This window comes from Mycobacterium sp. NGS40, from assembly GCF_059812735.1.
In genome coordinates this window covers 18,044-34,956 of the sequence record NZ_JCALDG010000017.1, presented here as the reverse complement: position 1 = coordinate 34,956, position 16,913 = coordinate 18,044, and the positions used below count along the sequence as shown (strand labels likewise).

The 16,913-nt window shown below is 68.4% G+C and carries 18 protein-coding genes and 1 riboswitch; of the genes, 12 read left to right on the top strand and 6 right to left on the bottom strand.

The features are described from left to right. Positions 1 to 4 precede the first annotated feature (4 nt). Positions 5 to 829, bottom strand: a complete 825-nt coding sequence (locus AC5Y5O_RS23165; protein WP_096286328.1) for a mycofactocin-coupled SDR family oxidoreductase — start codon at positions 827 to 829, stop codon at positions 5 to 7. Continuing rightward, positions 826 to 1,140 (bottom strand): putative quinol monooxygenase, encoded by a 315-nt coding sequence (locus AC5Y5O_RS23160; RefSeq protein ID WP_096286330.1) that lies wholly within the window; start codon positions 1,138 to 1,140, stop codon positions 826 to 828. Before AC5Y5O_RS23160 ends, AC5Y5O_RS23165 begins: the two co-directional genes overlap by 4 nt. A 217-nt stretch (positions 1,141 to 1,357) precedes the next feature. On the opposite strand from AC5Y5O_RS23160, the gene AC5Y5O_RS23155 reads away from it, so the two are divergent. After that, the gene (locus AC5Y5O_RS23155) at positions 1,358 to 3,886 is read left to right on the top strand and encodes an FtsK/SpoIIIE family DNA translocase (RefSeq protein ID WP_500027639.1); all 2,529 of its coding nucleotides are present in this window, start codon (positions 1,358 to 1,360) and stop codon (positions 3,884 to 3,886) included. A 6-nt stretch (positions 3,887 to 3,892) separates the two neighbouring features. Here the strand turns inward: AC5Y5O_RS23155 and AC5Y5O_RS23150 are convergent, their stop codons facing one another. Beyond that, entirely contained in the window at positions 3,893 to 4,411 is a 519-nt protein-coding gene (locus AC5Y5O_RS23150) for an amino-acid N-acetyltransferase (RefSeq protein ID WP_207768497.1), read from the bottom strand. Positions 4,412 to 4,467: 56 nt separating this feature from the next. On the opposite strand from AC5Y5O_RS23150, the gene pgsA reads away from it, so the two are divergent. The 4 genes from pgsA (at position 4,468) to pspM (ending at position 7,208) form a co-directional block, all read left to right on the top strand. Beyond that, a complete protein-coding gene (pgsA, locus tag AC5Y5O_RS23145) occupies positions 4,468 to 5,058 on the top strand; it encodes a CDP-diacylglycerol--glycerol-3-phosphate 3-phosphatidyltransferase (RefSeq protein ID WP_500027636.1) in 591 nt (196 codons plus the stop codon). Between the two features lie 57 nt (positions 5,059 to 5,115). Continuing rightward, entirely contained in the window at positions 5,116 to 5,451 is a 336-nt protein-coding gene (clgR, locus tag AC5Y5O_RS23140) for a transcriptional regulator ClgR (RefSeq protein ID WP_096286336.1), read from the top strand. A 102-nt stretch (positions 5,452 to 5,553) separates the two neighbouring features. Continuing rightward, positions 5,554 to 6,384 carry a phage shock protein PspA gene (pspA, locus tag AC5Y5O_RS23135; protein ID WP_096286338.1) on the top strand — a complete coding sequence of 277 codons (831 nt, stop codon included), beginning with the start codon at positions 5,554 to 5,556 and terminating at the stop codon, positions 6,382 to 6,384. A 14-nt stretch (positions 6,385 to 6,398) separates the two neighbouring features. Next, entirely contained in the window at positions 6,399 to 7,208 is an 810-nt protein-coding gene (gene pspM, locus AC5Y5O_RS23130; RefSeq protein WP_500027634.1) for a phage shock envelope stress response protein PspM, read from the top strand. Here the strand turns inward: pspM and AC5Y5O_RS23125 are convergent. Beyond that, positions 7,205 to 7,636, bottom strand: a complete 432-nt coding sequence (locus AC5Y5O_RS23125; RefSeq protein WP_096286340.1) for a limonene-1,2-epoxide hydrolase — start codon at positions 7,634 to 7,636, stop codon at positions 7,205 to 7,207. The two genes, pspM and AC5Y5O_RS23125, sit on opposite strands and share 4 nt — an antisense overlap. Before the next feature lie 49 nt (positions 7,637 to 7,685). On the opposite strand from AC5Y5O_RS23125, the gene AC5Y5O_RS23120 reads away from it, so the two are divergent. Together AC5Y5O_RS23120 and AC5Y5O_RS23115 are read left to right on the top strand one after the other, a co-directional pair. Continuing rightward, positions 7,686 to 8,852: a glycosyltransferase gene (locus AC5Y5O_RS23120; RefSeq protein WP_096286342.1), complete on the top strand. Its 1,167-nt coding sequence runs from the start codon at positions 7,686 to 7,688 to the stop codon at positions 8,850 to 8,852. A 23-nt stretch (positions 8,853 to 8,875) separates the two neighbouring features. Further along, a complete protein-coding gene (locus tag AC5Y5O_RS23115) occupies positions 8,876 to 9,070 on the top strand; it encodes a DUF3046 domain-containing protein (protein ID WP_423790868.1) in 195 nt (64 codons plus the stop codon). Between the two features lie 78 nt (positions 9,071 to 9,148). Here the strand turns inward: AC5Y5O_RS23115 and AC5Y5O_RS23110 are convergent, their stop codons facing one another. Continuing rightward, positions 9,149 to 9,823, bottom strand: a complete 675-nt coding sequence (locus tag AC5Y5O_RS23110) for a (2Fe-2S)-binding protein (protein WP_096286346.1) — start codon at positions 9,821 to 9,823, stop codon at positions 9,149 to 9,151. Between the two features lie 43 nt (positions 9,824 to 9,866). Next, positions 9,867 to 10,002: riboswitch (cobalamin riboswitch) on the bottom strand. A 155-nt stretch (positions 10,003 to 10,157) separates the two neighbouring features. Between AC5Y5O_RS23110 and recA the strand changes: the two genes are divergently transcribed. The 4 genes from recA to AC5Y5O_RS23090 are packed head-to-tail and all read left to right on the top strand — an operon-like array spanning position 10,158 to position 13,846. Further along, positions 10,158 to 11,198: a recombinase RecA gene (recA, locus tag AC5Y5O_RS23105; RefSeq protein WP_096286348.1), complete on the top strand. Its 1,041-nt coding sequence runs from the start codon at positions 10,158 to 10,160 to the stop codon at positions 11,196 to 11,198. Continuing rightward, positions 11,164 to 11,685 (top strand): recombination regulator RecX, encoded by a 522-nt coding sequence (gene recX, locus AC5Y5O_RS23100; protein WP_096286350.1) that lies wholly within the window; start codon positions 11,164 to 11,166, stop codon positions 11,683 to 11,685. Before recA ends, recX begins: the two co-directional genes overlap by 35 nt. 44 nt (positions 11,686 to 11,729) lie before the next feature. Next, a complete protein-coding gene (gene miaB, locus AC5Y5O_RS23095) occupies positions 11,730 to 13,229 on the top strand; it encodes a tRNA (N6-isopentenyl adenosine(37)-C2)-methylthiotransferase MiaB (protein WP_096286352.1) in 1,500 nt (499 codons plus the stop codon). Beyond that, entirely contained in the window at positions 13,226 to 13,846 is a 621-nt protein-coding gene (locus AC5Y5O_RS23090; protein ID WP_423790869.1) for an Rv2732c family membrane protein, read from the top strand. The genes miaB and AC5Y5O_RS23090 overlap by 4 nt, the downstream gene beginning before the upstream one ends. Here the strand turns inward: AC5Y5O_RS23090 and AC5Y5O_RS23085 are convergent. Continuing rightward, positions 13,843 to 15,177, bottom strand: a complete 1,335-nt coding sequence (locus AC5Y5O_RS23085; protein ID WP_096286356.1) for a DUF349 domain-containing protein — start codon at positions 15,175 to 15,177, stop codon at positions 13,843 to 13,845. The genes AC5Y5O_RS23090 and AC5Y5O_RS23085 overlap by 4 nt on opposite strands. Before the next feature lie 769 nt (positions 15,178 to 15,946). On the opposite strand from AC5Y5O_RS23085, the gene AC5Y5O_RS23080 reads away from it, so the two are divergent. Further along, positions 15,947 to 16,885, top strand: a complete 939-nt coding sequence (locus tag AC5Y5O_RS23080) for a DMT family transporter (RefSeq protein WP_165796339.1) — start codon at positions 15,947 to 15,949, stop codon at positions 16,883 to 16,885. The last annotated feature ends 28 nt before the right edge of the window (positions 16,886 to 16,913 follow it).

Sequence of the window (16,913 nt, the reverse complement as noted above, 5' to 3'; positions counted from 1 at the left end):
TCGGCTACTTGTTCAAGAAGCCCGCGTCGACCGGCAACGTCACGCCGGTGATGTAGCGCGCCTGGTCGGACACCAGCCAGGCCACCGCGTTGGCGATGTCCTCGGCGTCCAGCGTCTCCACCGGCATGGCGTTTCCCATCGCCGCGGGCGCGTCGGTCGCGGCGGCCATCTTGGCCAGCCATTCCCGGGTGAACTCGTTGTTGATCATCGGCGTCTCCACACCGGAGGGGTGAATCGAGTTGACCCGAATCATCTCCCTCGCAAGCAAATTCGCGTATATCCGCATCAACCCCACCACGCCGTGCTTGGCGGCGGCGTAACCGACGGAACCGGCGTCCGGGCTGCCGACGCCGGCCAGTCCGGCCGCCGAGCTGATCAGCACGATCGAGCCACCGTCACCCTGGGCCACCATGGTCGGTATCGCAGCCTTGATCGTGTTGTAGACACCGGTCAGGTTGACGTCGATGACATCGCGCCAGCCGTCGTCACCGGATTGCATCGGCGCGATACCGGCGTTGGCCACCACGATGTCGAGACGGCCGAGCTCGTCGATACCGGCCTGCACGGCGGCCGAAAGCGCCGCGCGGTCACGCACATCGGCCTGCTTGGCCACGATTCGGGCGCCGGTGTCTTCGACGAGTTTGACGGTGGCCGCCAGGTCCTCCGGTGTGGCCAGGGCATAGGGCACGCTGGCGATCGGCGCGCAGATGTCGACCGCGATCACGTCGGCGCCGTCGGTGGCCAGTCGCACCGCGTGCGCACGGCCCTGGCCGCGGGCCGCGCCGGTGATCAGCGCGACCTTTCCCTGCAGCGGGCCGGGAGCGGTCACCGCCGCAGTTGTCCCTTATCCGCGTCGCCCGCGGGGACCGGCTGCAGCATCTTGATGTCGGGCGCCCCGGCGAGGTGCTCTCCGGCCGCGGCGAACATCTTGCCCACCGCGGGCGCGGTGCTGTGCACCTTCAGCGCCTCTTCGTCGGCCCACTGCTCGACGAACACGAAGGTCTCACCCGACTCGTGCACCGCATACAGCTGACAGCCGGGTTCAGCGTGCACCTCCTCGGCCGCGGTCTTGAGGATGTCGCGGACGGTGTCAACCGATTCGGGCTTGACGGTCAAGGTGGCGACGACGACGACGGGCATACGGAGCTCCTTGAGGGGTGACTTAGGGGATCGTTGTCACCCTACTCAGGCGACAGTGGCGGATGCCAGGCTGCGCCCACCCAGCAGGAGAAGGCCGCGGTTTGCGCCCTGGCGGCCGCTTCGGGATGCTGTGGCGCGTTGGCGACCGAATCGACACGGGTTTGTGACCCGTGTGGCAGATGGTGAATATGGGGCTGATGCGACTAGGCTAGACCCCATGGCTAGTAAGACCGCTGCCCGCTCAGGAACCCGAACGAGCAGGTCAAAGGCCACTTCGCGCTCCAGCGGGTCTCGAAGTGCGCGACCGGCACCTGCCCGCAAGAAGGCCGCCAAGACGGTGCGCCGGCCGGCCAAGCGGCACCACCGGTCGCTGCTCGTCGCCGCCGGGGTGACCGGCGGGCGCGCGATGCGAGCCACCTGGCTGATGGCGGCGCGCGGCACCGGGGGTGCGGCGCGGTCGATCGGGCGCGCCCGCGACATCGATCCCGGACATCGTCGCGACGGAATCGCGCTGGTACTGCTCGCCTTTGCCGTCGTGATCGCCGCGAGCTCGTGGTTCAACGCCGCGCGGCCGATCGGCGCGTGGGTCGACCAGGTGCTGCGCACGTTCATCGGTGCCGGCGTCCTGGCGCTGCCGGCCGTGCTCGGCGTGGTGGCGATCGTGCTGATGCGCACCCAGCCCAACCCCGAGGCGCGGCCGCGGCTGATCCTGGGCGCGAGCATGATCAGCTTTTCGCTGCTCGGCCTGCGCCACCTGTGGTCGGGTTCGCCGGGTGATCCCGAATTGCGCCGCCGTGCAGCAGGATTCGTCGGCTTCGCGATCGGCGGACCGCTGGCCGACGGGCTGACACCCTGGATCGCCGCGCCGCTGTTGTTCATCGGCGCACTGTTCGGGCTGCTGTTGCTGACCGGCACCACCTTGCGCGAGCTGCCCGAGATGGTGCGGGCCTGGGTGGGCACCCCGTTCGTCGATGACCTGTACGCCGATGAGGACGACAACGACTACGACTACGCCGACGACGACGCGCACGAAGGCTTCTCCGACGGCTACAACGACGACGGCGCGCCCGACGAGGAGCCGAAGGCGTGGCCGTCGGCCGGCAAGCCCCCGGTCGTTCTCGACGACCCGTTGCCGGACGAAACGCCGACGGTTCCAGAACCCGCGCTGAAAGCCGGGGAAGCCAAGAGCCGCCGGCGTGCCGCCAAGAAGCTGGACACCCAAGTGCTGGATCGGGTGGTCGAAGGCCCGTACACGCTGCCCTCGATGGAGCTGCTGGTCGCCGGTGACCCGCCGAAGAAGCGCAGCGCGGCCAACACCCAGATGGCCGAGGCCATCGGTGAGGTGCTGACCCAGTTCAAGGTCGATGCGGCCGTCACCGGCTGCACCCGCGGTCCGACGGTCACCCGCTACGAGGTGGAGCTGGGGCCGGGTGTCAAGGTCGAGAAGATCACCGCGCTGCAGAAGAACATCGCCTACGCCGTGGCCACCGAGAGCGTTCGCATGCTGGCGCCGATCCCCGGCAAGTCCGCCGTCGGCATCGAGGTGCCCAACACCGACCGGGAGATGGTGCGGCTGGCCGACGTGCTCACCGATCCGTCCACCCGCCGCGACCACCACCCGCTGGTGATCGGGCTGGGCAAGGACATCGAGGGCGAGATGATCTCGGCCAACCTGGCCAAGATGCCGCACCTGCTGGTGGCCGGGTCCACCGGTTCCGGTAAGTCCAGCTTCGTCAACTCGATGCTGGTGTCGTTGCTGACGCGGGCCACGCCGGAGGAGGTCAGGATGATCCTGATCGACCCGAAGATGGTGGAACTGACGCCGTACGAAGGCATTCCGCACTTGATCACGCCGATCATCACGCAGCCGAAGAAGGCCGCCGCCGCGCTGGCCTGGCTGGTCGAGGAGATGGAGCAGCGTTACCAGGACATGCAGGCCTCGCGGGTGCGTCACATCGACGACTTCAACGCCAAGGTTCGCTCCGGCGCGATCACCGCGCCGCTGGGCAGCCAGCGTGAGTACCGGCCGTACCCGTATGTCGTCGCGATCGTCGACGAGCTGGCCGACCTGATGATGACCGCACCGCGCGACGTCGAGGACGCGATCGTGCGGATCACTCAGAAGGCCCGTGCCGCCGGCATCCACCTGGTGCTGGCCACCCAGCGCCCGTCCGTCGACGTCGTCACCGGCCTGATCAAGACCAACGTGCCCTCGCGACTGGCGTTCGCGACGTCGTCGCTGACCGACAGCCGAGTGATCCTGGACCAGCAGGGCGCCGAGAAGCTGATCGGGATGGGCGACGGGCTGTTCCTGCCGATGGGCGCCAACAAGCCGCTGCGGCTGCAGGGGGCCTACATCACCGACGAGGAGATCCACGCCGTCGTCAACGCCTGCAAGGACCAGGCCGAACCCGAATACACCGAGGGCGTCACCACCGCCAAGCCCACCGCGGAGCGCACCGACGTCGACCCCGACATCGGCGACGACATGGACGTCTTCCTGCAGGCCGTCGAGCTCGTGGTGTCCAGCCAGTTCGGCTCGACTTCGATGTTGCAGCGCAAACTGCGCGTCGGCTTCGCCAAGGCCGGCCGGCTGATGGATCTGATGGAGACCCGCGGCATCGTCGGGCCCAGCGAGGGATCCAAGGCGCGCGAGGTGCTGGTCAAGCCCGACGAGCTGGCCGGAACGCTGGCGCTGATCCGCGGCGGGGCGAACGCCGACGGCGGCGACGACGATGGCGACTAGCCCCGGCTAGAGCAGCAGCAGCATCCGGGTGTTGCCCAGGATGTTGGGCTTGACGTAGCTCAGGTCCAGGAACTCCGCGACACCGATGTCGTAGGAGCGGCACATCTCCTCGAACACCTCGGCGGTGACCGGCGTGCCCTCGATCTCGGTGAACCCGTGCCTGCCGAAGAACTCGGTTTCGAAGGTCAGCACGAAGATCCGCTCCAGCTGCAGCTCGCGCGCGACGTCGAGCAGGCACTGGACGATCGCGTGGCCGACACCATGACCCGTCGCGGCGGGGTCGACCGCGACGGTGCGGATTTCGCCGAGGTCCGACCAGAACACGTGCAACGCCCCGCAGCCGACCACCTTGCCGTCCAGCTCGGCCACCCAGAACTCCTGGACGGCCTCGTACAGCGTCACCAGGGCCTTTTCCAGCAGGATCTTGCCCGCATAGGTGTCGACGAGGTGCTTGATCGTGGGGACGTCGGATGTTCGCGCGCGCCGGACGACCACTGTCTGGTTATCCCGAGAACGTTCGGTCACGGGTAACAGTATTGACATCGGGGGCGGCTGTACTGGTCAACCGTTATTCTGATGCCGTGTCGGGGCAGCCGCAGACAGGACCGGTGGCGGGACGCGTCAGCATCGCCAACCTGGCCAATGTCCTCACGCTGGTGCGGCTGGTACTGGTTCCGATCTTCCTGCTCGCTTTGTTCGCCGGTGGCGGCCACGAAACCGTGGCACGGATCGTGGCTTTCGTGGTGTTCGCGGTGGCGTGTATCACCGACCGGCTGGACGGACTGCTGGCCCGTAACTACGGCATGGCGACCGAATTCGGCGCGTTCGTCGATCCGATCGCCGACAAGATGCTGATCGGGTCGGCGCTGGTCGGACTGTCGATGCTCGGCGACCTGCCCTGGTGGGTGACCGTGCTGATCCTGGCCCGCGAGATCGGCGTGACGCTGTTGCGACTGGCCGTGATTCGCCGCGGCGTCATTCCGGCCAGCTGGGGCGGGAAACTGAAGACTTTTGTGCAAGCGGTGGCGATCGGGTTGTTCGTGCTGCCGCTGTCGGGACCGTTCCTGGTCGGCGCGTCGGTGGTGATGGGAGCCGCGATCGTGCTGACCGTGGTCACCGGGATCGACTACGTGGCGTCGACCGTCAAGGAAGTGCGGCGGACGGGAACCTAGACGGCGGCTGCCGGCGTTGACCTGATGAAGCAGCTTTGCCGGACGAAGGAGAGCAGGATGTCGCCATTGGTGCGCGAGGTCATCGGCGAGGTGCTGCGCCTGGCCCGAACGACCCAGGGACGGACGCTGCGCGAGGTTTCGGACACCGCGCGGGTGAGCCTCGGCTATCTCTCCGAGGTGGAGCGTGGCCGCAAGGAGGCCTCCAGCGAGCTGCTGAACGCCATCTGCGACGCGCTGGACGTCCCGCTGTCGACGGTGCTCACCGACGCCGGTGAGCGAATGGCGGACGAGGAACGCGCCGCGGCCGCGCAGACCGCCGAGGCCAGTGCGTCCACCATCGACGCCACCACGAAGGTCGTCATCCCGCAGGTAGCGTCGCTCGCGGTGGCCTGAGGGTGGGGCGAACGGCTCCAACCCGTTAAATTGAGCGGCAGGGTGATCGCCAGGGCTCAGCAGGGGTCCTCCGGCACACGGAAACGAAGGTGGAGCTAACTCATGGCCAATCCGTTCGTCAAAGCGTGGAAATACGTCATGGCGCTGTTCAACGCGAAAATTGACGAGCACGCCGACCCCAAGATCCAGATTCAGCAGGCCATCGAGGAAGCCCAGCGCACCCATCAGGCGCTGACCCAGCAAGCCGCGCAGGTGATCGGCAACCAGCGCCAGCTGGAGATGCGGCTCAACCGGCAACTGGCCGACATCGAGAAGCTCCAAGTCAACGTGCGCCAGGCGCTGACGCTGGCCGACCAGGCCACCGCCGGCGGAGACGCCGCCAAGGCCGCCGAGTACACCAACGCCGCCGAGGCGTTCGCGGCTCAGCTGGTCACCGCCGAGCAGAGCGTGGAAGACCTCAAGACGTTGCACGATCAGGCCTTGGGTGCGGCGGCGCAGGCCAAGAAGGCGGTCGAGCGCAACGCCATGGTGTTGCAGCAGAAGATCGCCGAGCGCACCAAGCTGCTCAGCCAGCTCGAGCAGGCGAAGATGCAGGAGCAGGTCAGCGCGTCGCTGCGGTCGATGAGCGAGATCGCCGCACCGGGCAACACACCGAGCCTTGACGAGGTCCGCGACAAGATCGAACGGCGCTACGCCAACGCGATCGGCTCGGCCGAGCTCGCCCAGAATTCGGTGCAGGGCCGCATGCTCGAGGTCCAGCAGGCCAGCGTCGAGATGGCGGGTCACTCGCGGCTCGAGCAAATTCGGGCGTCGATGCGTGGCGAGGCCCTGCCGACGGGTGGAACCGCGGCGGCTCCCGGAGCCACGCCGGCCACCCCCGCGCCGGCCGAGGGCGCCGGCGGACAGGTGGCCGAGAAACCCTTCGGCCAGTAGCCGGCCGGTGTGAGATGGCGGTGAAGGCAACGCAGCGCGGGCTTTGGCGCGCACTGCTGCAGCAGGGGCTGGAGACCGCCGCCGACCTGACCGGCTTCGTCGCCCAGAAGATCAGCGCGGCGGCCGACCCGCGAGCGCGGCTGCTGCGCCGCCGCCGTCGTGCCCTGCGCTGGGCCTGGATCTTCACCATCGGCAGCGTGTTCTGGGGTTTGGTCACGGCCGTGCTGGCGTGGTGGGGCTGGTTCGTATTACTGCTGCAGGTCACCGGCGGGATCGCGGTGCTCGAGACGATTCCCGCGACGCTGCTGTTCTTTCGCTACCACTGGCTGAAGGCCGAGCCGCTGCCGGTCAGCCGGCCCGCCAATGCTCGCCGGCTGCCGCCAGCCGGCTCCGCGGCGCGACCCGCGATGTATGCGCTGGGCGCCTCCGAGCGCGGGTTCTTCTCGCTGTTGGGCGTCATCGAGCGAGGCGCCATGTTGCCGTCGGACGAGATCAGCGACTTGACCGCGGCGGCGAACAGGACCTCGGCGGCAATGGCCTCGACCGCCGCGGAGGTGGTGTCGATGGAGCGCGCGGCGCACAACTCGGAATCGTCGCGCGCGTATCTGGTGCCCAGCATCAACGCGTTCACCGCGCAGCTGGGCGCCGGCGTCCGGCAGTACAACGAAATGGTCACCGCCGCTGCGCAATTGGTTTCCTCGGCGAACGGTGATGGGCTGGCCGATGCACACCAGCGCTACCGGGCCGAGCTGGCAGAGGCTACCGACCGCCTGACCGGCTGGGCGCAGGCGTTCGACGAACTCGGCGGGTTACCGCGACGCTAGAACGACGCTCGGAGCGACGGCAGCACCAGCGCGGCCACCCCGCGCAGCAACGCCTTGGTCATGTCGAAGAAGTCAAAGTAGTCCCGCCACAACGTGATACGTCCGTTGTGGACCTCGAACACGCCGCACACCCAGAACTGCAGCCGGAGCGGGCCCAGGATCAGTGCATCGCTGCGCTCGGTGAGCACCGCGGCACCGTCGGCGGCAATGCGGTGAATCTTCACCTCGAACCCCGCGCGGCCGTCCATTCGCCGGAACAGCTTCATGGCGCGGGCACGCCCGTGGATCGTCGGCAATCCGACGTTTTCGTAGACGAGGTTGTCGTCCAGCGAGGCATCCGCGGTGTCGAAGTCCGCGTCCATCAGGGCGTTCAGAAAAGTCTCGACCGTGCGCGTGTTCGCGACGGCTGTTCCAGTCAGCTCGGTCATGGTGCCAGCGTAGGCGCGCCTCCGTGGGGCGCTGTGGCAGGGTAAGGCGGTGCGAGTCGCCGTGGTCGCCGGGCCGGATCCCGGGCACTCGTTTCCCGCGATCGCGTTGTGTCAGCGCTTCCGGGACGCGGGCGACGAGCCGACCCTGTTCACCGGCGAGGAATGGCTGCAAGCCGCCCGCGACGTCGGCATCGAGGCGCTCGCGCTCGACGGGCTGGCCGCGACCGACGAAGACGTCGACGCCGGGGCCCGAATCCACCGGCGCGCGGCGCGAATGGCGGTGCTCAATGTTCCGGCCCTGCGCGAGCTGGCGCCCGACCTGGTGGTGTCCGACGTCATCACCGCCGGCGGCGGCATGGCCGCCGAGCTGCTCGGGATCCCGTGGATCGAGCTGAACCCGCACCCGCTGTACCTGCCGTCTCGCGGGTTGCCGCCGATCGGCAGCGGGCTGGCGCCGGGTACCGGCATTCGCGGCCGGTTGCGCGACGCCGCGATGCGGGCGCTGACGGCGCGCTCGGTGCGCACGGGTCTGCAGCAGCGCGAGATGGCGCGCACCGAGATCGGATTGCCGGCGCGCGATCCCGGTCCGCTGCGACGGCTGATCGCCACGCTGCCCGCACTCGAGGTGTCCCGTCCGGACTGGCCGGCCGAGGCCGTGGTCGTCGGGCCGCTGCACTTCGAGCCGACCGATCGCATCCTCGAGGTGCCGGCCGAGTCCGGGCCGGTGATCGTCATCGCGCCGTCGACGGCCTTGATCGGGACCGAGGGGCTGGCCGAAGTCGCGCTGGGGTGCCTGACGCCGGGGGAGACGTTGCCGGCGGGCTCGCGCCTGCTGGTGTCGCGGTTGAACGGACCGGACCTGACGGTGCCGCCGTGGGCGGTCGTGGGGCTGGGTCGTCAGGACGAGCTGCTCTCCCACGCCGACGTCGTGATCTGCGGCGGCGGCCACGGCATGGTCGCCAAGACGCTGCTGGCCGGGGTACCGCTGGTGGTGGTTCCCGGCGGCGGGGATCAGTGGGAGATCGCCAACCGGGTGCAGCGGCAGGGGAGCGCGCGACTGATTCGGCCACTGACCGCCGATGCCCTGGCCGACGCGGTCAACGACGTGTTGTCCACGCCGGGCTACCGCGATGCCGCACGCACCGCCGCCTCCGGTATCCACCGCGTCGCCGACCCGGTTCGGGTGTGCCACCAAGCGCTGGCGCTCGCGAAGTAGCCGGGCTCGGTATGTTGGCTGGCGTGCGGCTGACGGAGTTCAACGAGCGGGTGGTGCTGCGATTCGGTGCTGCCTACGGCGCATCGGTTCTGGTAGATCACGTGCTGCCGGGTTTCGACGGCCGGACCGCCGCCCAGGCGATCGAGGACGGCATCGAACCCCGCGACGTCTGGCGGGCATTGTGCGCCGACTTCGACGTGCCCCGCGAGCAATGGTGAGCTTTTCGCTCGCCGGGCCTCCCGTCGAGTGTGCGGCTACGGCGCCCTGTGCGCACACTGGCCGTCGCCAGCGCACACTCAACGCCGGGTCGAGCGCGGCGCCTGGCGAAACACGCAGTCGCCGCAGACCGATCGCCCGGGCAGGCGATAGAACAGGCAGCAGCTGTCGCGCCTGAAGCCCAGGTGTGAGCCGGTGATGGTGCCGGATCCGGACAGCACGCCGGTGTCGAGCAGGGACGCGGTGATCTCGACGATCCGTGCCCGCAGGTCCGGTCGGGCCGCGAGCAGCGCCCGCGATGCGCCGACGAGTGCGGACGCGATGTTGCCCGCCAGCAGGGCGGGCGCCAGTTTTACCCGCAGGCCGGCCGCGAACGGCTGCATATGGTGTTGCACCACAAGGCGATACAACTCGGCCGCGCTGTCCTCGACCGGCTCTCCGATGGGCTCGGGCAGGCGCAGCTGGGCCCCGTCGTCGGCACGTTCCAGGTGCTGCAGGTCCGGGACGACGCCGTGGGCCAACGCGCAGGCCAGCGCCGGTGACCACAGCCGGGTGGCGTGGCCGAGGTGGACCAGGGAGGCGCCGATCCGCGGGTCTGTCGTGTGGTATCGCTGGGCGGTGGTGTCGATCAAACCCGCAAAGCCGTCGGCGTAGTCCTGGCGGACCGGGTGCCATCCTGCGGCGCCGCCGCCCACGGTCAATGCGAAAAACCCTTTATAGGAAGATATTTCGGCAAGCTCACCGGAGATATCCATGCGTGCGCAACCAGCCTCTCTGGGGAGATCCGCCCCAGCGTCTCGTGAGGAAGCGCCGGCGGTGAGTATCTGGCTCTCGGGTCGCAATGTGCCCGATCACAGTGGCGGGACCGCACCGGATTCGCACCGGTTTCCTCGTCATGCAGGCCCGTCGGCGCACTGTCGGTAGCCGATATTGCCACACGCGGCCGCCACGGCGTGTCGAACTTGAATCGAACAGGTGTTCGTCTACTGTGGGGATCACTCGAAGAAGACGACTTGTCGGTGGCCATCTCTAGTGTCACGGCCAACCGACCGATACCGGTCAGAAGAACACCGACTATAGGAGAGCACCATGGCGCAAGCGCCCGACCGTGAGAAGGCTCTCGAACTGGCGATGGCCCAGATCGAGAAGAGCTACGGCAAAGGCTCGGTGATGCGTCTCGGCGACGAGCAGCGTCAGCCGATCTCGGTCATTCCGACCGGATCCATCGCATTGGACGTGGCCCTGGGCATCGGCGGCCTGCCACGCGGCCGGGTCGTGGAGATCTACGGCCCGGAATCTTCGGGTAAGACGACCGTCGCCCTGCACGCGGTGGCCAATGCCCAGGCCGCCGGGGGTGTCGCGGCGTTCATCGACGCCGAGCACGCCCTGGACCCGGATTACGCCAGGAAACTCGGCGTCGACACTGATTCCTTGCTGGTCAGCCAGCCTGACACCGGTGAGCAGGCCCTCGAGATCGCCGACATGCTGATCCGCTCCGGCGCCCTGGACATTCTGGTCATCGACTCGGTGGCCGCATTGGTGCCGCGCGCGGAACTCGAGGGCGAGATGGGTGACAGCCACGTCGGGCTGCAGGCCCGGCTGATGAGCCAGGCGCTGCGGAAAATGACTGGCGCACTGAACAATTCGGGGACCACCGCGATCTTCATCAACCAGCTCCGCGAGAAGATCGGGGTGATGTTCGGCAGCCCCGAAACCACCACGGGTGGAAAGGCTTTGAAGTTCTACGCGTCGGTGCGCCTGGATGTGCGCCGGATCGAGACACTCAAGGACGGCACCGATGCGGTCGGTAACCGCACCCGGGTCAAGGTCGTCAAGAACAAGGTGTCGCCCCCGTTCAAGCAGGCCGAGTTCGACATCCTTTACGGCCGCGGCATCAGCAGGGAGGGGTCGCTGATCGACATGGGTGTGGATCAGGGCTTCATCCGCAAGTCCGGTTCCTGGTTCACCTATGAGGGCGAGCAGCTCGGCCAGGGCAAGGAGAACGTCCGCAACTTCCTGGTGGAGAACGGCGATATCGCCAACGAGATCGAGAAGAAGATCAAGGAAAAATTGGGCATTGGCGCGGTGCTGACCGATGACGACGTCCTCCCCGCCCCCGTCGATTTCTGAGCCGGCCCGCGAGGAGCAGGCGCGGGCGCTGTGCCTGCGCCTGCTCACCGCGAGGTCGCGCACCCGGGCCGAATTGTCCGGCCAGCTAGCCAAACGGGGATATCCCGGTGACGTCAGTGCGCGGGTGCTCGACCGGCTCGCCGCCGTCGGGCTGGTGGACGACCGGGACTTCGCCGAGCAATGGGTGCGGTCCCGGCACGCTCACGCGGGGAAAAGCAGGCGCGCGTTGGCCGCCGAGCTGCACACCAAGGGCGTCGACAAAGAGGTCATCAACACCGCACTGGCCGGGATCGACGCCGGTGCCGAGCGAAGCCGGGCCGAAGAACTGGTGCGGGCCAAGCTGCGGCGGGAAACGCTGAGCGGGGACGACGCGCGGATCACCCGCCGGCTGGTGGGCATGCTGGCTCGCCGCGGCTATGGCCAGAACCTGGCCTGCGAAGTTGTCCTCGCCGAGTTGAACGCCGAGCGGGAACGCCGCCGCGTCTAGCTGGGGGTTCATGGCATAGGGCCCGGTCGCCGTACCATGGCCCCGTGACTTCGACCGTGGCCCGAGATGTCTCGGGGGCGCGCACCTACCAGGTGCGCACCTACGGCTGCCAGATGAACGTCCATGACTCCGAGCGGTTGGCGGGTCTGCTCGAGGCCGCCGGTTACCAGCGTGCCGACGAGGGCGCCGACGCCGATGTGGTGGTCTTCAACACCTGCGCGGTGCGCGAAAACGCCGACAACAAGCTGTACGGCAACATCAGCCACCTCGCCCCGCGCAAACGCGACAACCCCGACTTCCAGATCGCCGTCGGTGGCTGCCTGGCCCAGAAAGACCGAGACTCACTGCTGCGCAAGGCGCCCTGGGTCGATGTGGTCTTCGGCACGCACAACATCGGGTCGCTGCCCACCCTGTTGGAGCGGGCCCGGCATAACAAGGTCGCCCAGGTGGAGATCGTCGAGGCGCTGCAGGAATTTCCATCGTCGCTGCCGAGCGCCCGCGAATCCGCCTATGCTGCTTGGGTTTCCATCTCCGTCGGCTGCAACAACAGCTGCACGTTCTGCATCGTCCCGTCGCTGCGCGGCAAGGAGGTGGACCGCAGCCCGGCCGACATTCTCGCCGAAGTGCGATCGTTGGTGGCCGATGGCGTGCTGGAAGTCACGCTGCTCGGGCAGAACGTCAACGCATACGGTGTCTCGTTCGCCGATGCCGCTGTGCCCCGCAACCGCGGCGCCTTCGCCGAGCTGCTGCGGGCCTGCGGGGACATCGACGGACTGGAACGCGTACGGTTCACCTCCCCGCACCCGGCCGAGTTCACCGACGACGTCATCGATGCAATGGCCCAGACGCCCAACGTGTGCCCGGCACTGCACATGCCGTTGCAGTCGGGGTCGGACCGGATGCTGCGGGCGATGCGGCGCTCGTATCGCGCCGAGCGCTACCTCGGCATCATCGACCGCGTGCGGACGGCGATGCCACACGCGGCCATCACCACCGACCTGATCGTCGGATTCCCCGGCGAAACCGAGGAGGACTTCGCGGCCACTCTCGACGTCGTGCGCCAGGCCCGGTTCGCGGCCGCGTTCACCTTCCAGTACTCAAAACGGCCCGGAACACCCGCCGCCGAATTTCGGCAGCTGCCGAAAGACGTTGTGCAGGAACGCTATATGCGGCTGATCGAACTACAGGAGCAAATTTCACTGGAGGGCAACCGCGAACTGATCGGCCAGCAGGTCGAATTGCTGGTCGCGACCGGCGAAGGCCGCAAGGATGCGCGCACCGCCCGCATGACCGGGCGCGCGCGCGACGGCCGGCTGGTGCACTTCACTGCCGACACCCCGGTGCGCCCCGGAGACATCATCACCACGGCGGTCACCGAGGCCGCGCCGCACCACCTGATCGCCGACGCCGGCATCCTGACCCACCGCCGCACCCGGGCCGGTGACGCGCACGCCGCCGGACGGCGCCCGAGCGGCGTCGGTTTGGGCATGCCCGGCATGGGGCCGGCAATGCAAACAGTCGAAACTCAGGGATGTGCCCGATGACGAAAGAACACACGGACTTTGATGCGCTGCGCGCCGAGATCGAGGCCGCAGAACGCCGAGTTGCACGCGAAATCGACCCCGGCCCAAGGGCATTGATCGTCGCCATCCTGGTGTTCGTGCTGCTCGGGTCGTTCATCTTGCCGCATACCGGCCAGGTCCGCGGCTGGGATGTACTGTTCAGCAGCCACGGCGCCGGTGCGGCCGCATTGTCGCTGCCGTCCAAGGTATTCCTCTGGTTCACATTGGTTTTCGGTGTCGGGTTCTCGATGCTGGCATTGCTGACCCGCCGCTGGGCGCTGGCCTGGATCGCACTGGCGGGCTCGTCGATAGCCAGCGCGACCGGGCTGTTGGCGGTGTGGTCGCGCCAGACCGCGGCCGCCGGTCATCCCGGTCCGGGGATCGGGCTGTGGGTCGCGTGGATCACGGTGATCCTGTTGACGTTCCACTGGGCCCGCGTGGTGTGGTCGCGCACGGTCGTGCAGCTCACGGCCGAGGAGCAGCGGCGCCGGATCAGCGCCGAGCAACAGTCCAGGACGCTGCTGGAGAGCCTGGGCGACCCGGACGTCCCCGACGGTCCCGACGTCCAGGCACCGCCGGACCAGGCGGCCGGGCGCTAGGACCTGCGGGTCAGCGCCTCGGCGGCCGCTTGCGCCCACTGCCGCCATTGTTCGGCGTTGGCTTGTGCCTCTTCGGCTTCCTTGGTCCGGCCGGCCGCGGCCGCCTTGCGGGCCTGCTGCTCGTAATGCTCGGCGCGGGTGGCGAACTGCTCGGCGCGTGCCTGCGCTTCGGGGTCAGACCGATTCGATTCGCCGGCGTCGCGGACCTTCTTCTCGACGGCACGCAGCCGCCGCTCCAGGTCGGCTGACCGTTCCCGGGGCACCTTGCCGATCGCGTCCCACTTGTCGGCGATCGACCGCAATGCCGCCCGGGCCGCTTCGTGGTTGCTGGTGTCGATCTTCTCGGCCTCGGCCAGCAGCGCCTCCTTGGCGGTGGCGTTGGCACGGAACTCCTGATCCTTCTCCGCTGTCACGGCATTGCGGGCGGAGAAGAAGGCATCCTGGGCAGCCTTGAAGCGCTTCCACAGTGCGTCGTCGATCTCACGGGTCGCGCGTCCCGCCGATTTCCACTCGGTCAGCAGCTTGCGGAATTCGGCGCTCGTCGCGGCCCAGTCCGTCGAATCGGACAGCTCCTCGGCTCGCTCGCACAGCCGCTCCTTGGATTGCCGCACGCCCGCACGCTCGCGGTCCAACTCGGCGAAGTGCGAGCCCCGCCTCCGGTTGAACGCTTCGCGCGCGGCCGAATAGCGCTTCCACAGCGCGTCGTCGACCTTGCGATCCAGTCCGGTGATCGTCTTCCACTCATCGAGAATCTCGCGCATCCGGTCCCCGGCGACCTTCCAGTGCGTCGAGTTGGCGGCCAGATCCTCGGCCTCGGCGGCCAGCGCCTCCTTGCGGGCGGTCTGCGCGGCTCGATGCTCGTCGCGGCGGGAGCGTTCGGCGGCGACCGACGCCTCGGCGTTCTCCACCAGAATGGTCAGCCGGCCGGCGAGCGCGTCGATGTCGCCCAGCACCGAGGCCGTCGGCAACGTCTCGGCCAGCGCGGCCGCGTTGGCCTTGATCTTGCGGGCATCGCCGCTTCCGGAGGCCAGCCGTTCCTCCATCAGCGTGACCTCGGTGCTCAGGTCCTCGAATCGCCTGCCGAAGTGGGCGAATGCGGCCTCACGGTCGCCGGCCTGCCAGGAGCCGATGATGCGTTCGCCGGCCGAGCTGACCAGCCAGACCGTCCCGTCGTCGTCGACGCGTCCGTACTGATGCGGATTGCCGGCCGGTGGCAACACGACCGGGTGGGCGCTGGGTCGCGGTGTCGGCCCCGGGCGGGGACCCGGTCGCGGTCCAGGACGTGGTGCCGGTTTGGGCGCGTCGCTGGAGCGGGGCTCGTCATCGGTCATGCGCTCGTCACCATCTCTTGCACCCTTTCGCGCGCTCGCTGTCCCGCGCACCTGCCGCGCGTAGCGGCACCTTTACGGTCGGGAGACGTGCTGCGCTCGACAGCTGCTCCGTCACCGATTCCACCAGTATTCAAGCAGCTTGGCGGACCGTATGCCGCAACCTGATCGTCACCGCCTTGACAGCCTCTGTGAAACAGCCGGTGCACCCAGCATTTTTCCGGTGAACGGCGCTCGACTTCGGAGAGAAACCGCACCTGGCCAAGGTGGACATCGCCGCGTTGCCCCCGCTGAGTTCGGCGCGGTGCGTCGCGACCAGCAAACGGGTAACGGTTCGATTCCACCGTTGCCGGGGCCGTAGGGCGGGCAAGCGGCACCCGGTACCGTGGTAGTGACAATTGGTGTTGTTGGTACTTGTGGGGCTGGAGGGGGCGCGTCAAGATAGCCAGGGGTGGGGTCCCCGCGGCGGCGGATTTCGCCTGCGGTTGCGCGACCGGGATCGTCATCCCCGCGCAAGCCGGGGCGGGGGGCGATCGCCGGGCTGTGACACCATGGGGGCCGGTTCGTCGGTCCTGTCGGGCGTCACCAGCCGGCCACAGCCTTGCCACAGGCTCTACATAGGTTCGTGAACTACTTATTGCGCAGGGCCGTTTCTTCCGCAGTGGCGCGGGCAATCTGAACGCTCACACGACGGAAACGGCTCCGAAACGGGTAGTGAATACCCGTCGCGAATGATGGCCCACGTGGCCGGGTGCCGGGGAGGAGGTCGCAGATGGAGAAGACGGATATCGCGGTTCTTCTCGCCCTGCTCGCCGCGTTCGCGTCAGCACTGGGCAATGTCGTCCGTCAGCGTTCAGCACAGGAGATCACCGACAAGCCGGTGGGCCACCTCGAGCTCTTCCGGATGTCGGTGCGCGACGGCAAGTGGTGGCTGGGGGCCGGCGGAGCCATCGCGAACTACGCCCTGCAGGCCGCCGCCCTGACACTGGGCTCCGTCATGCTGGTCACGTCGCTGCAGGTGACGGCCCTGCTGTTCGCGCTGCCGATCTACGCGCGCATGACCCGGCGTGCGGTCACCCGCTGGGAATGGACCTGGGCGCTGCTGCTGGCCGCCGCGTTGGCGGTGGTGGTCGTCGTCGGCGATCCGGACCCCGGCGCCTCGCGCGGTTCGGTGCAAACCTGGCTGGTGGTGGCCCTGGTGATGGGCCCCGCGCTGGTGTTCTGCGTGTGGGGTGCGCGCAAGTGGCCCGGCTCGGTCGCCGCCGTACTGCTGGCCATCGTCGCCGGGTCGTCGCTGGCGCTGTTCGCGGTCCTGACGAAGGCCGTGGTGGTGATCGTCGGAGACGGTGTCGGTGCGCTGTTGACCGCGCCCGAGTTCTACGCGTGGATAGCGGCTGCCCTCGCGGGGATGATCTTCCAGCAGTCGTCCTTCCGCGCCGGCTCGCTGACCGCCTCGCTGCCGACGTCCGTGGTGGCCAAGCCGGTCGTCGGGTCGATCCTCGGCATGGCCGTGCTCGGTGAATACCTCGACTGCAACGGGACCGCGAAGGTGGTGCTCGCCGTCGGCGTCGTGGTGGTGGTGGTCGCGACCGTGGCCCTGGCCCGCGGTGAGGCGGCGACCATGTCGAGCAGCTTCGCGGAGAAGCTGGCGAAAAAAGCGCTGCGCCGATCGGGCGAGGTGCGCCTCGCCGAGGCGGAGTGCCGCAGCTGACGGTCGGTGTACTGGGCGTCGATTAGTT

Bases quoted from the DNA above. Each gene is read 5' to 3' on its own strand.
- AC5Y5O_RS23160 (WP_096286330.1), bottom strand. From the start codon at position 1,140: ATGCCCGTCGTCGTCGTCGCCACCTTGACCGTCAAGCCCGAATCGGTT.
- AC5Y5O_RS23155 (WP_500027639.1), top strand. From the start codon at position 1,358: ATGGCTAGTAAGACCGCTGCCCGCTCAGGAACCCGAACGAGCAGGTCA.
- clgR (WP_096286336.1), top strand. From the start codon at position 5,116: ATGTCGCCATTGGTGCGCGAGGTCATCGGCGAGGTGCTGCGCCTGGCC.
- pspA (WP_096286338.1), top strand. From the start codon at position 5,554: ATGGCCAATCCGTTCGTCAAAGCGTGGAAATACGTCATGGCGCTGTTC.
- pspM (WP_500027634.1), top strand. From the start codon at position 6,399: ATGGCGGTGAAGGCAACGCAGCGCGGGCTTTGGCGCGCACTGCTGCAG.
- AC5Y5O_RS23125 (WP_096286340.1), bottom strand. From the start codon at position 7,636: ATGACCGAGCTGACTGGAACAGCCGTCGCGAACACGCGCACGGTCGAG.
- AC5Y5O_RS23110 (WP_096286346.1), bottom strand. From the start codon at position 9,823: ATGGATATCTCCGGTGAGCTTGCCGAAATATCTTCCTATAAAGGGTTT.
- recA (WP_096286348.1), top strand. From the start codon at position 10,158: ATGGCGCAAGCGCCCGACCGTGAGAAGGCTCTCGAACTGGCGATGGCC.
- recX (WP_096286350.1), top strand. From the start codon at position 11,164: ATGACGACGTCCTCCCCGCCCCCGTCGATTTCTGAGCCGGCCCGCGAG.
- AC5Y5O_RS23090 (WP_423790869.1), top strand. From the start codon at position 13,226: ATGACGAAAGAACACACGGACTTTGATGCGCTGCGCGCCGAGATCGAG.
- AC5Y5O_RS23085 (WP_096286356.1), bottom strand. From the start codon at position 15,177: ATGACCGATGACGAGCCCCGCTCCAGCGACGCGCCCAAACCGGCACCA.
- AC5Y5O_RS23080 (WP_165796339.1), top strand. From the start codon at position 15,947: ATGGAGAAGACGGATATCGCGGTTCTTCTCGCCCTGCTCGCCGCGTTC.